This is a genomic window from Enterobacter sp. RIT418 (assembly GCF_003057745.1).
Taxonomy (GTDB): Bacteria; Pseudomonadota; Gammaproteobacteria; order Enterobacterales; family Enterobacteriaceae; genus Enterobacter.
On the sequence record NZ_QBJD02000010.1, the window covers coordinates 80,784 to 94,346 of the forward strand.

General features: G+C 58.1%; 9 protein-coding genes, 2 tRNA genes and 3 other RNA genes. 5 read left to right on the top strand and 9 right to left on the bottom strand.

The annotated features are described in order from the left end of the window. Position 1 precedes the first annotated feature (1 nt). Both narL and narX read right to left on the bottom strand, forming a co-directional pair. A complete protein-coding gene (narL, locus tag DBY73_RS13535) occupies positions 2-652 on the bottom strand; it encodes a two-component system response regulator NarL (RefSeq protein WP_003856701.1) in 651 nt (216 codons plus the stop codon). Next, positions 645-2,441, bottom strand: a complete 1,797-nt coding sequence (gene narX / locus DBY73_RS13540) for a nitrate/nitrite two-component system sensor histidine kinase NarX (RefSeq protein WP_112011632.1) — start codon at positions 2,439-2,441, stop codon at positions 645-647. Before narX ends, narL begins: the two co-directional genes overlap by 8 nt. Positions 2,442-2,750: 309 nt before the next feature. On the opposite strand from narX, the gene DBY73_RS13545 reads away from it, so the two are divergent. The 5 genes from DBY73_RS13545 (at position 2,751) to narI (ending at position 11,187) form a co-directional block, all read left to right on the top strand. Further along, the gene (locus DBY73_RS13545; protein ID WP_112011633.1) at positions 2,751-4,148 is read left to right on the top strand and encodes a NarK family nitrate/nitrite MFS transporter; all 1,398 of its coding nucleotides are present in this window, start codon (positions 2,751-2,753) and stop codon (positions 4,146-4,148) included. A gap of 379 nt (positions 4,149-4,527) precedes the next feature. After that, complete coding sequence (locus DBY73_RS13550) at positions 4,528-8,271, top strand: nitrate reductase subunit alpha (RefSeq protein WP_112011634.1); 3,744 nt, start codon at positions 4,528-4,530, stop codon at positions 8,269-8,271. Continuing rightward, a complete protein-coding gene (narH, locus tag DBY73_RS13555; RefSeq protein ID WP_112011635.1) occupies positions 8,268-9,803 on the top strand; it encodes a nitrate reductase subunit beta in 1,536 nt (511 codons plus the stop codon). Before DBY73_RS13550 ends, narH begins: the two co-directional genes overlap by 4 nt. Beyond that, positions 9,800-10,510: a nitrate reductase molybdenum cofactor assembly chaperone gene (narJ, locus tag DBY73_RS13560; RefSeq protein WP_112011636.1), complete on the top strand. Its 711-nt coding sequence runs from the start codon at positions 9,800-9,802 to the stop codon at positions 10,508-10,510. The genes narH and narJ overlap by 4 nt, the downstream gene beginning before the upstream one ends. Next, the gene (gene narI, locus DBY73_RS13565) at positions 10,510-11,187 is read left to right on the top strand and encodes a respiratory nitrate reductase subunit gamma (RefSeq protein WP_006175857.1); all 678 of its coding nucleotides are present in this window, start codon (positions 10,510-10,512) and stop codon (positions 11,185-11,187) included. Before narJ ends, narI begins: the two co-directional genes overlap by 1 nt. Positions 11,188-11,319: 132 nt before the next feature. On the opposite strand, the gene DBY73_RS13570 is transcribed toward narI, so the two are convergent. The 7 genes from DBY73_RS13570 to DBY73_RS13600 form a co-directional block, all read right to left on the bottom strand. Beyond that, a non-coding RNA gene (locus DBY73_RS13570) (RtT sRNA) lies at positions 11,320-11,450 on the bottom strand. Between the two features lie 45 nt (positions 11,451-11,495). After that, positions 11,496-11,626, bottom strand: a non-coding RNA gene (locus DBY73_RS13575) — RtT sRNA. 45 nt (positions 11,627-11,671) lie between these two features. Next, a non-coding RNA gene (locus DBY73_RS13580) (RtT sRNA) lies at positions 11,672-11,802 on the bottom strand. Between the two features lie 45 nt (positions 11,803-11,847). After that, a tRNA-Tyr gene (locus tag DBY73_RS13585) sits at positions 11,848-11,932 on the bottom strand. Between the two features lie 35 nt (positions 11,933-11,967). Then, a tRNA-Tyr gene (locus DBY73_RS13590) sits at positions 11,968-12,052 on the bottom strand. Between the two features lie 156 nt (positions 12,053-12,208). Then, entirely contained in the window at positions 12,209-13,051 is an 843-nt protein-coding gene (purU, locus tag DBY73_RS13595; RefSeq protein ID WP_112011637.1) for a formyltetrahydrofolate deformylase, read from the bottom strand. 48 nt (positions 13,052-13,099) lie between these two features. After that, a complete protein-coding gene (locus DBY73_RS13600; RefSeq protein WP_112011638.1) occupies positions 13,100-13,558 on the bottom strand; it encodes a YchJ family protein in 459 nt (152 codons plus the stop codon). Positions 13,559-13,563 lie beyond the last annotated feature (5 nt).

The window sequence follows — 13,563 nt, forward strand, 5'->3', positions numbered from 1 at the left end:
CTTAGAAAATACGCTCCTGATGGACCCACACCGCCGCTTCAACGCGGGATTTGAGCTTCATTTTCTTCAGCATGTGCTTCACGTGGACCTTAACCGTGCTTTCGGTGATGTCCAGGCGGCGGGCGATCATCTTGTTCGGCAGGCCCTGGGCAATCAGCTTCAGAATGTCGCGCTCGCGCGGGGTGAGCTGGCTGACGTCACGGTCAGAGGTGGCGCGGTTAGCTCGCAGGCTGGCGGCCAGGACCGGCGTTAACGCTTCGCTCAACACCATCTCTCCGGCGGCCGCTTGCTGCAGCGCCTTGAGCAGATCCTCTGGCTCCATATCTTTCAGCAGATAGCCGTCAGCCCCGCGCTTGAGCGCCGTGACCACGTCTTCCTCATGATTCGAGACGCTAAAGACCACCACGCGGCCAGAAAGCGATTTCTCACGCAGCTTGTCGAGCGTTTCCAGACCGTTCATGCCCGGCATGTTGAGATCGAGCAGAATCAAATCCGGATCGAGCGACTCGGCAAGCTCTATCCCCTGTTCGCCGTTGCTGGCTTCACCGACGACGGTGATATCGGGCGCCATGCTGACAAGCTGTTTCACGCCGGTGCGCAGCATCGGATGGTCATCGATCAACAGGATAGAGGCCGGTTCCTGATTAGTCATGGTTTTCTCCTTGAGCAGTTATGAGCGGTTTTTCGGGAACAAAGGTGACGACAACTTCGGTGCCGCCCGTTTCAGCCCGGCGAACCTGGCAATCACCGCGCAGGCTTTGCGCGCGGTCTCGCATGATGATGAGGCCGTAGTGGTTACTTCTTTCGGCATTTTCCGGCACGCCGCGGCCGTTATCCCTGACGCTAAGCTTCACCTGATTGTTCTGGTGGCTCACGGTGACGGTCACCGCCGTCGCTTCGGAATGCTTGAGCACGTTGCTCATCGCTTCGCGGGCGATTTGCAGCAGATGAATCGCCTGATGGGAGGGGACGAACCGCGGCGGCAGCTGGTAGTCCAGCCTGACCGGAAAGCCCAGGCGGGCGCTAAACTCGCTGCAGCTGGCCTCAAGCGCCGGGCGTAAGCCCGGCTCGGTCAGCTGCAGGCGGAAGGTGGTTAACAGCTCGCGAAGCTGTATCCAGGAGGTATTCAGCTCGTTGCGCACCTGGCTGAGCAACTGCTTGCTGCTCTCCGGCATGCCTTCCCCCTGCATCTGCAGACAGCTTATCTGCATCTTCATGCAGGAGAGCGACTGGGCGATGGAGTCATGAAGCTCGCGGGCAATGGTCGCGCGCTCCTCCATCACGATGAGCTGCTGCTGCTTTTCCTGATGACGGTCAAGCGCCAGCGTGGCGGTCAGCTGTTCGACCAGCGTGTCCACGAGCTGCTGCTGATCGTGGCTAAGATGACGCCCGGCTGGCAGCGTGGCCAGCAGGATGCCGTACTGGGTGTGGCTGTCCGTCAATCGCCATTTCAGGGTTGTTCCGCTGGTATTCTGCGCGGGCAGGCTGCGCGGGCACAGGTGGCAACCCTTTTCGTCGCAGGACACGTCCGACTGGCAGGTAAACTCCTGATGGTTTTCTTCATCTTCGATATCGTAAACGCGCAGCTCAAGGTCATGCAGCAGGGTAAGGTTTTGCAGGCCGTTAAGGACCGGCGAGAGCCGCTCGCACAGCGGCACCTGCATGTGCAGGCGGCGGTTGGCCTGCCACAGGAAGGAGAGGATCTCGTTTTTCTGCTCCAGCCCGGCGGTTTTCTCCTGAACCCGTTTTTCCAGCACCGCATAGCTTTCGGAGAGCTCTTCCGACATGGTGTTCAGCGCCTGGCCGAGCATCGCCATCTCATTGCGCCCGTGAATGTGCGTGCGCTGGCTAAAATCCCGGTCGGCGACGGCGCGCGCCATGACCAGCAGCGCTCGCCACGGCTTCAGAAGCCGCGCGCGCAGCCAGATGATGGTGAAAATCAGCAGCATGGCCATAAACATCGCCATGATGACGTGTGTTCTAACCACGCTGTCGATACGCATTTCGGTGGTGTGGTCGAACGAAGAGACGAGGGCATCAATGCGCGAAACAAAGGCCGCGACGTCCGCCGCAACCGTATCCTGACTTTTGGCCTGCTGCAGGCCCGGCCTGAGCTGGGTGTGCCAGTAGCCCTGCAGCGCTTTCAGCTGCGCCTCTTGTCCGTCGCGCTTCGCGGCTCTTTCCAGTTCCGGGCTAAAGGCGGTATGCTCCATGTCGGCGATGAGCGGAAGGTCGTCCTGGGTCAAAGGCACCGCGGCGAGCAGGCGATAACTCTGCATGCGTAGCGAACCTGCCTCGTTGATGGCATGCGCATTACCCTGTACGCCCTGTACCAGCCAGCCAGAGATCGCCATGCCGGTCACACCGATCGCGGTGGACAGCAAAACGATAAGCGCCAGCTGGTTAACCAGCGTGAGTGGAGATAAACATCTTTTTAACATAGAGTTGCCGGGCTCCTGACGTGACCTGACTGCAGGAATGGCGATATTCTGGTGCATACCCTGGAGTATACCCATACCAATAAAGGATTACCTCTAAATTGCCGGTGGGGTTAGGTTTTGAAGAGGGGGAGTATCCCAGCGCCTCAGCGCGGTGAAAAACCACGTCTTTTTGAGCGTAAATCTCTACTCACTAAGGGTAATGACTTTTTTTTCGCCGCAAAACCACTGCCTTTTCCTTTGATTTATATCAACTTACCGCCCGCCTAAACCCCTAATGTTTGCAGCATCATTCGAGAATCAGAGGTGTCTATGAGTCACTCATCCGCTCCCGAAAGGGAAAATGGTGCCGTTATTACTGACTGGCGTCCGGAAGATCCGGCGTTTTGGCAGCAGCGGGGTCACAAGGTTGCAAGCCGCAACCTGTGGATTTCAGTTCCATGTTTGCTGTTAGCGTTTTGCGTATGGATGTTGTTTAGTGCCGTGGCGGTTAACCTGCCGAAGGTGGGTTTCTCCTTTACGACCGATCAGCTGTTTATGCTGACCGCGCTTCCGGCACTGTCCGGCGCGCTGCTGCGCGTGCCTTACGCATTTATGGTTCCGCTGTTTGGCGGCCGCCGCTGGACGGCATTCAGTACCGGGATCATGATCGTTCCGTGCGTGTGGCTGGGCTTCGCCGTGCAGGATACCTCCACGCCGTTTAGCGTCTTCGTGATCATCTCCCTGCTGTGCGGCTTTGCCGGCGCAAACTTTGCGTCCAGCATGGCGAACATCAGCTTCTTCTTCCCGAAAGAGAAGCAGGGCGGCGCGCTGGGCATTAACGGCGGTCTGGGCAATATGGGCGTGAGCGTGATGCAGCTGATTGCGCCGCTGGCGATCTCCGTGTCCATCTTCGCGGCCTTCGGCGGTACGGGCGTTGAGCAGCCGGACGGTTCATCCCTCTATCTGCAAAACGCGGCCTGGATCTGGGTGCCGCTGCTGGTGGTCTTTACGCTGGCGTCCTGGTTCTTCATGAACGATCTGTCCGCCTCTAAGGCTTCTCTAAGCGAGCAGCTGCCGGTGCTGAAGCGCGGCCACCTGTGGGTCATGGCGCTGCTGTACCTGGCGACCTTCGGCTCCTTTATCGGGTTTTCTGCGGGCTTTGCGATGCTGTCTAAAACCCAGTTCCCTGACGTGCAGATCCTTCAGTACGCGTTCTTCGGCCCGTTCATCGGCGCGCTGGCCCGTTCTACCGGCGGGATGATTTCCGACCGCCTGGGCGGCACGCGCGTTACGCTGGTGAACTTTATCGTGATGGCTATCTTCTGCGCGCTGCTGTTCCTGACGCTGCCGGTCAACGGCCAGGGCGGTAACTTTATTGCCTTCTTCGGCGTGTTCATGGTGCTGTTCCTGACGGCCGGGCTGGGCAGTGCGTCCACCTTCCAGATGATCTCCGTGATCTTCCGCAAGCTGACGATGGACCGCGTGAAGGCGCAGGGCGGCTCTGAGGAGCAGGCGATGCGTGAAGCGGCAACGGACACCGCGGCAGCGCTGGGCTTTATCTCTGCGATTGGCGCAATTGGCGGCTTCTTTATTCCAAAAGCGTTCGGCATTTCGCTGGATCTTACCGGTTCTCCGGCGGGCGCAATGAAAGTCTTCCTCATCTTCTATATCGCCTGCGTTGCCATAACGTGGCTGGTATATGGACGTAATACCAAGAAAAACAAGTAAGTTTGATTATCCGTTCGCGCGGCCGTAGTGCCGCGCTTTTTTTTACCTTCTATTAGTTACAACATACTTAAAGATGCTCTCCCACCGCCCGGCGCGGCACTGCGATCGCCATCACTCTACAGGGATGCCTACCCCTTAATACCTAAGATGTTAAAAAACGCCGTGCCTTTTGTACGATAAAACTATTTTTTCCATATATATCAATAACATATAAAATTAAAAATTATACCGCTTTGGTGGTAGTGCATGTAATACCTCGTTACAGAGAGCCCCCCAGCCTTGATCGTTATCAATTCTCCACAGGTTTCAGAGCGTTACCTTCGCTGCAAATCAGCAATGTCGATTTAGAGAGCCACAGGCTCCACACAGGAGATACCCGATGAGCAAATTTTTGGATCGGTTCCGCTACTTCAAGCAGAAGGGCGAAACCTTTGCCGATGGGCACGGCCAGGTTCTGGAAACCAACCGGGACTGGGAGGACGGCTACCGTCAGCGCTGGCAGCATGACAAGGTTGTCCGCTCTACCCACGGCGTAAACTGCACGGGCTCGTGCAGCTGGAAGATTTTCGTTAAGAACGGCCTGGTGACCTGGGAAGTGCAGCAGACCGACTATCCGCGCACGCGCCCTGATATGCCAAACCACGAGCCGCGCGGCTGCCCTCGCGGCGCGAGCTACTCCTGGTATCTGTACAGCGCCAACCGTCTTAAATACCCGCTGATGCGCAAGCGCCTGATGAAGATGTGGCGCGAAGCAAAAGCGCAGCACAGCGATCCGGTCGACGCATGGGCATCCATCATTGAAGACGCCGACAAAGCGAAAAGCTTCAAGCAGGCTCGCGGTCGCGGCGGCTTTGTGCGCTCCTCCTGGAAAGAAGTCAACGAGCTGATTGCGGCCTCTAACGTCTATACCGTCAAAACCTACGGCCCTGACCGCGTGGCGGGCTTCTCGCCGATCCCGGCGATGTCGATGGTCTCCTACGCATCCGGCGCGCGCTACCTCTCCCTGATTGGCGGGACCTGCCTGAGCTTCTATGACTGGTACTGCGACCTGCCGCCTGCGTCTCCACAGACCTGGGGCGAGCAGACCGACGTGCCGGAATCCGCGGACTGGTATAACTCCAGCTACATCATTGCCTGGGGATCTAACGTCCCGCAGACCCGTACCCCGGACGCCCACTTCTTTACCGAAGTGCGTTACAAAGGCACTAAAACCGTCGCGGTCACCCCTGACTACGCGGAAATCGCCAAGCTCTGCGACCTGTGGCTGGCGCCGAAGCAGGGCACCGATGCGGCGATGGCGCTGGCGATGGGCCACGTCATGCTGCGCGAGTTCCACCTCGATAAGCCAAGCCAGTACTTCACCGACTACGTGCGCCGCTATACCGACATGCCGATGCTGGTCATGCTGGAAGAGCGCGACGGCTATTACGCCGCAGGCCGCATGCTGCGCGCCGCCGACCTGGTGGATTCACTGGGCCAGGAAAACAACCCGGAATGGAAAACCGTTGCCTTTAACAGCGACGGCGAAATGGTAGCGCCTAACGGTTCTATCGGCTTCCGCTGGGGTGAAAAGGGTAAATGGAACCTCGAGCAGCGCGACGGCACGAGCGGCGCGGAAACCGAGCTGCGCCTCAGCATGCTGGGCAGCCAGGACGACATCGCGGAAGTCGGCTTCCCGTACTTTGGCGGCGACGGCACCGAGCACTTCAACAAGGTTGAGCTGCAAAACGTGCTGATGCACAAGCTGCCGGTGAAGCGCCTGCAGCTGGCCGACGGCTCTACCGCGCTGGTGACCACCGTTTACGACCTGACCATGGCGAACTACGGCCTTGAGCGCGGCCTGAACGATGAAAACTGCGCAACCGGCTATGACGACGTTAAAGCGTACACCCCCGCGTGGGCAGAGAAGATCACCGGCGTGCCGCGCGCGCAGATCGTCCGCATCGCCCGCGAGTTTGCGGAAAACGCCGACAAGACCCACGGCCGTTCAATGATCATCGTCGGGGCCGGTCTGAACCACTGGTATCACCTGGACATGAACTACCGCGGCCTGATCAACATGCTGATCTTCTGCGGCTGCGTGGGCCAGAGCGGCGGCGGCTGGGCGCACTACGTGGGCCAGGAAAAGCTGCGTCCGCAGACCGGCTGGCAGCCTCTGGCGTTTGGCCTTGACTGGCAGCGTCCGGCGCGCCACATGAACAGCACCTCCTACTTCTATAACCATTCCAGCCAGTGGCGCTACGAGACGGTGACCGCGCAGGAACTGCTGTCGCCAATGGCGGATAAATCCCGCTACAGCGGCCACCTCATTGACTTCAACGTGCGCGCCGAGCGCATGGGCTGGCTGCCGTCCGCGCCGCAGCTGGGCACCAACCCGCTGCGTATCGCGGAAGAGGCGAAGAAGGCGGGCATGACACCGGTGGATTACACCGTTAAGTCCCTGAAGGACGGCTCCCTTCGCTTCGCTGCGGAACAGCCTGAAAACGGTAAAAACCACCCGCGCAACCTGTTTATCTGGCGTTCAAACCTGCTGGGCTCGTCCGGTAAAGGCCACGAGTACATGCTGAAGTATCTGCTGGGCACCGAGCACGGTATCCAGGGCAAAGATCTCGGCAAGCAGGGCGGCGTGAAGCCGGAAGAGGTGGAATGGCAGGACAACGGCCTGGACGGCAAGCTGGATCTGGTGGTGACGCTGGACTTCCGCCTGTCGAGCACCTGCCTGTACTCCGACATCGTGCTGCCAACCGCGACCTGGTATGAAAAAGACGATATGAATACCTCGGACATGCATCCGTTTATTCATCCGCTGTCTGCCGCCGTTGATCCGGCGTGGGAATCCAAAAGCGACTGGGAAATCTATAAGGGCATCGCGAAGAAATTCTCTGAAGTCTGCGTAGGCCACCTCGGCAAAGAGACCGACGTGGTGACGCTGCCAATCCAGCACGACTCCGCCGCCGAGCTGGCGCAGCCGCTGGACGTGAAGGACTGGAAAAAAGGCGAATGCGACCTGATCCCGGGCGTGACCGCGCCGCACATCATTCCGGTTGAGCGTGACTATCCGGCGACCTACGAGCGCTTTACCTCTATTGGCCCGCTGATGGAGAAAATCGGCAACGGCGGTAAAGGCATCGCGTGGAATACCCAGAGCGAAATGGATCTGCTGCGCAAGCTCAATTACACCAAGGCGGAAGGCCCGGCCAAAGGCCAGCCGATGCTGAACACGGCAATTGACGCGGCGGAGATGATCCTGACCCTGGCGCCGGAAACCAACGGCCACGTAGCGGTGAAGGCGTGGGCGGCCCTGAGCGAATTTACCGGACGCGACCATACGCATCTGGCGAAGAATAAAGAGGAAGAGAAAATTCGCTTCCGCGATATTCAGGCCCAGCCGCGCAAAATCATCTCCAGCCCGACCTGGTCTGGGCTTGAAGACGAGCACGTCTCTTACAACGCCGGTTACACCAACGTTCACGAGCTGATCCCGTGGCGCACCCTGTCAGGCCGCCAGTCTCTGTATCAGGATCACCAGTGGATGCGCGACTTCGGTGAAAGCCTGCTGGTCTATCGTCCGCCGATTGACACCCGCTCCGTAAAAGAGGTGATGGGCGATAAATCCAACGGCAATCCGGAGAAAGCGCTGAACTTCCTGACGCCGCACCAGAAGTGGGGCATTCACTCTACCTACAGCGACAACCTGCTGATGCTGACCCTGGGTCGCGGCGGTCCGATCGTGTGGATGAGTGAAGCGGACGCGAAGGAGCTGGGCATTGTCGATAACGACTGGATCGAAGTGTTCAACAGCAATGGCGCATTGACCGCGCGTGCGGTCGTGAGCCAGCGCGTGCCGGCTGGGATGACCATGATGTACCACGCTCAGGAACGTATCGTGAACCTGCCGGGTTCAGAGATAACGGAACAGCGCGGCGGTATTCATAACTCCGTGACCCGCATTACGCCGAAGCCAACCCACATGATCGGCGGCTATGCGCAGCTGGCCTACGGCTTTAACTACTACGGTACGGTAGGGTCTAACCGCGATGAGTTCGTGGTGGTCCGTAAGATGAAGAATATTAACTGGTTAGACGGCGAAGGTAATGACCAGGTACAGGAGAGCGTAAAATGAAAATTCGTTCACAAGTCGGCATGGTGCTGAATCTGGATAAATGCATCGGCTGTCATACCTGCTCGGTCACCTGTAAAAACGTCTGGACCAGCCGCGAAGGCACCGAATACGCCTGGTTCAACAACGTTGAGACTAAGCCGGGCACCGGCTTCCCGACCGACTGGGAAAACCAGGAGAAATACAAGGGCGGCTGGATCCGCAAAATCAACGGCAAAATTCAGCCGCGCATGGGTAACCGCGCCATGCTGCTGGGTAAAATCTTCGCTAACCCGCACCTGCCGAGCATCGACGATTATTACGAGCCGTTTGACTTCGACTACCAAAACCTGGCTAACGCGCCGGAAGGCAAGCATCAGCCAATTGCGCGCCCGCGCTCGCTGATCACCGGCCAGCGTATGGCGAAAATCGAAAAAGGCCCGAACTGGGAAGACGATCTCGGCGGCGAGTTTGAGAAGCTGTCGAAAGACAAAAACTTCGAAAACATGCAGAAGGCGATGTACGGCCAGTTCGAAAACACCTTCATGATGTATCTGCCGCGCCTGTGCGAACACTGCCTGAACCCGGCGTGCGTGGCGACCTGCCCGAGCGGTGCCATCTACAAGCGTGAAGAAGACGGCATCGTGCTGATCGACCAGGACAAGTGCCGCGGCTGGCGCATGTGCATCACCGGCTGTCCGTACAAAAAAATCTATTTTAACTGGAAGAGCGGCAAGTCCGAGAAGTGCATCTTCTGCTACCCGCGTATCGAAGCGGGCATGCCGACCGTGTGCTCTGAAAGTTGCGTAGGCCGCATTCGCTACCTCGGCGTGCTGCTGTACGACGCGGACGCGATTGAAACCGCAGCCAGCACCGAGAACGAGAAAGATCTGTACCAGCGCCAGCTGGACGTTTTCCTCGATCCAAACGATCCGAAAGTGATCGAGCAGGCGCTGAAGGACGGCGTGCCGCAGAGCGTGATCGACGCGGCGCAGCAGTCTCCGGTGTACAAAATGGCGATGGACTGGAAGCTGGCCCTGCCGCTGCACCCGGAATACCGCACGCTGCCGATGGTGTGGTACGTGCCGCCGCTGTCTCCGATTCAGTCCGCCGCTGACGCGGGCGAGCTTGGCAGCAACGGCATTCTGCCGGACGTGGAAAGCCTGCGCATTCCGGTTCAGTACCTGGCGAACCTGCTGACCGCAGGCGATACCCAGCCGGTTCTGCTGGCCCTGAAGCGTATGCTGGCAATGCGCCACTTCAAGCGCGCGGAAACCGTTGACGGCGTTAGCGATACCCGCGCGCTGGAAGAGGTGGGGCTCACCGAAGCGCAGGCTCAGGAGATGTACCGCTACCTGGCGATTGCGAACTACGAAGATCGCTTCGTGGTGCCGAGCAGCCACCGCGAGCAGGCACGCGATGCCTTCCCGGAGAAAAGCGGGTGTGGTTTCAGCTTTGGCGACGGTTGCCACGGGTCTGACACCAAATTCAACCTGTTCAACAGCCGCCGCATCGATGCCCTGGATGTGACCAGCAAAACGGAGCCGCACCAATGATTGAACTCGTCATTGTTTCGCGTCTGCTCGAGTACCCGGATGCTGCGCTTGCGCAGCATCAGCAGGAACTCTTTGATGCACTCGCGTCATCTGAAAACCTGGATAAAGAGGATGCCCATAATCTGGGCGTTTTCCTCCGCGACCTGCTCGCGCGCGATCTTCTCGACGCGCAGGCAGATTACAGCCAGCTCTTCGACCGGGGTCGCGCAACCTCGCTGCTTCTTTTCGAACACGTTCATGGCGAATCCCGCGACCGCGGACAGGCGATGGTGGATTTGATGGCCCAGTACGAACAGCACGGCCTGCAGCTCGACAGCCGCGAGCTGCCGGATCATCTGCCGCTGTATCTGGAGTATTTGGCACAGCTGCCGAAAGAAGAGGCGCTAGGCGGGTTGCAGGACGTCGCACCGATTCTGGCCCTGCTGAGCGCGCGCCTCAAGCAGCGTGAAAGCCGCTATGCGGTGCTGTTCGATCTGCTCGTCAAGCTGGCTAACGCCGCCGTCGACGGTAAGAAAGTCGCGGAGAAAATCGCGGATGAAGCGCGTGACGACACGCCGGAAGCGCTGGACGCGGTCTGGGAAGAGGAGCAGGTGAAATTCTTTGCAGACCAGAACTGCGGCGAGTCTGAAATCTCTGCTCACCAGCGTCGTTTTGCCGGTGCTGTTGCCCCGCAATATTTGAATATCTCTAACGGAGGACGGCAATAATGCACTTCCTGAATATGTTCTTCTTTGACATTTACCCGTACATTGCGGGCACCGTGTTCCTGGTGGGAAGCTGGCTTCGCTATGACTATGGTCAGTACACCTGGCGTGCGGCCTCCAGCCAGATGCTGGATCGCAAAGGGATGAACCTGGCGTCCAACCTGTTCCACATCGGCATTCTTGGCGTTATCGCGGGACATGCCTTCGGGATGCTGACACCGCACTGGGTGTATGAATCCTGGCTGCCGCTTGACGTTAAGCAGAAGATGGCGATGTTCGGCGGCGGCGCCGCGGGCCTGATGTGCCTGGTGGGTGGGCTGCTGCTGCTCAAGCGCCGCCTCTTTAGCCCGCGCATTCGCGCTACCACAACCGCGGCGGACATTCTGGTGATGTCGGTGCTGGTGATCCAGTGCGCGCTGGGCCTGATGACCATTCCGTTCTCGGCGCAGCATATGGACGGCAGCGAGATGATGAAGCTGGTGGGCTGGGCGCAGTCCGTGGTGACCTTCCACGGCGGCGCGTCTGAGCACCTGGACGGCGTGGCGTTTATCTTCCGCATGCACCTGGTGCTGGGGATGACGCTGTTCGTGCTGTTCCCGTTCTCGCGCCTGGTGCACATCTGGAGCGTGCCGGTGGAGTACCTGACGCGCAAATATCAGGTTGTGCGCGCCCGCCGCTAGTTCTGCGTTTTACTTTGAACCCCGCGCTCGCGGGGTTTTTTTTGCCCCATGGCAGGTGCCTTCCCGCAACTTGTGACGTTGTCTGTTGCCGCGGGCGGCGGCCTACATTTATTGCATGTTTAGATGTTTGGATAATCTTGGGGGAAGGATTACTCGGCGCGATGCGCCTCGCCCTTCGGGTCGTTGCCTGCGGCAACGCTTTCTCGCTGCGCTCGAATCGAACCTTGGTCGAAGCTTCTCATCCTTCCCCGTTATGGAGATGCATGATGCCTGGTGCAAACAGAAGGTTTGGAGTCATTCGAAAGTGATGGTGGTGGGGGAAGGATTACTCGGCGCGATGCGCCTCGCCCTTCGGGTCGTTGCCTGCGGCAACGCTTTCTCGCTGCGCTCGAATCGAACCTTGGTCGAAGCTTCTCATCCTTCCCCGTTATGGAGATGCATGATGCCTGGTGCAAACAGAAGGTTTGGAGTCATTCGAAAGTGATGGTGGTGGGGGAAGGATTACTCGGCGCGATGCGCCTCGCCCTTCGGGTCGTTGCCTTCGGCAACGCTTTCTCGCTGCGCTCGAATCGAACCTTGGTCGAAGCTTCTCATCCTTCCCCGTTACGGAGATGCATGATGCCTGGTGCAAACAGAAGGTTTGGAGTCATTAGAAAGTGATGGTGGTGGGGGAAGGATTCGAACCTTCGAAGTCGATGACGGCAGATTTACAGTCTGCTCCCTTTGGCCGCTCGGGAACCCCACCAGGGGTAATACATATTTTGAGATGAAGCTGAGAGATGGTGGTGGGGGAAGGATTCGAACCTTCGAAGTCGATGACGGCAGATTTACAGTCTGCTCCCTTTGGCCGCTCGGGAACCCCACCACGGGGTAATGCTTTTTACTGGCCTGCTTCGGTGAGAAGCGGGGCGCATCATATCAAATGAGGCGCCCCTGTAAAGCATTCCTTTACGTAACAGCGGTCGTTTGGCTGCTTTTTATCCGTAAAGGCGCAAAGCTAATCAATTCATTTTACGAAGGATTAAAGAATAATCGTTCTGTTGCCGTACACGAAGACGCGCTGCGCCAGCACCTGGTACAGCGCGCGGCTTAACACGTTTTTCTCAACGTCGCGCCCGGCACGCATCATGTCTTCCGCCGTGTAGGTGTGATCCACGTGAATGACGTCCTGCATGATGATTGGGCCTTCGTCCAGGTTGTCGTTCACGTAGTGCGCGGTGGCGCCGATGATCTTCACGCCGCGTTCGTAGGCCTGATGGTAAGGACGCGCGCCGATAAAGGCCGGCAGGAACGAATGGTGAATATTGATGATTTTGTTAGGGAAGCGCGCCACAAATGACGGGGTCAGCACGCGCATATATTTCGCCAGAACGACATAGTCCGGGTTATGCGCCTCGATGGCGTCAGCCATCAGCTGGTCATGCTCTTCGCGCGTGTGGCCTTCATGGCTCACCAGCTCGAAGGGAATATCGAAGCGCTCAACCAGCGAACGCAGCGTCTCGTGGTTACCAATGACGGCGGCAATATCGACATCCAGCCCGCCGTAGTTAGCTTTCATCAGCAGGTCGCCCAGGCAGTGCGCCTCTTTGGTCACCAGAATGACAATGCGGCGACGTCCCGCTGGCGTCAGTTCGCGTACGGAACCTTCCGGCAGGGCGCTGTCAAGATCGGCAAGCAGAGTGGTGTCGTTGAAAATACCTTCGAGCTCGGTACGCATGAAAAAGCGTCCGGTACGGTGGTCAACGAATTCGTTGTTCTGCACGATGTTCAGCTCATGCTTGTAACAGATGTTGGTAATTCGTGCGATGAGCCCTTTTTGATCGGGGCAGATGGTGCGCAGAACTTTACGTTGTAGTGATTGCATTGCCGGGAAATCCTGTTTGAGTATTTGCGAAGTCTGGGCTGTCAGGCGTTACTGCCCGCAGCACTTTTTAAATTTTTTACCTGAACCGCAGGGGCAGGGATCGTTACGGCCAAACTGTGGACGCGTTCCGTCAATATAATACCATCGCCCGCTTTCCTTTAAGAACCGGGAACGTTCGATGATGGCGCCGGACGTGTTATTCTCGGAAAACCGTGCGACGAAACTGACGTAGCCTTCGCTGTCATCGCGGCCGTTAGCGGTTTCAAATACGGTCAGCCCAAGCCACACGGTTTTGGCGAATCCGGCAACAATATCCTGGCGAAATTCGTCCGCCTGACAGGATGGGTGCCAGGTTTTAATAAGGTAGTCTGCGTCTTTGATCACAAAAGCAGTATACCGCGAGCGCATAAGGTGTGATGGGTCTGGTGCAACCTGCGCGCCGGAAAGATATCGATGGCAACATAGGCTATACTCCAGAGCGCTACCACAGGGGCAGAGTTGAGACACAATTC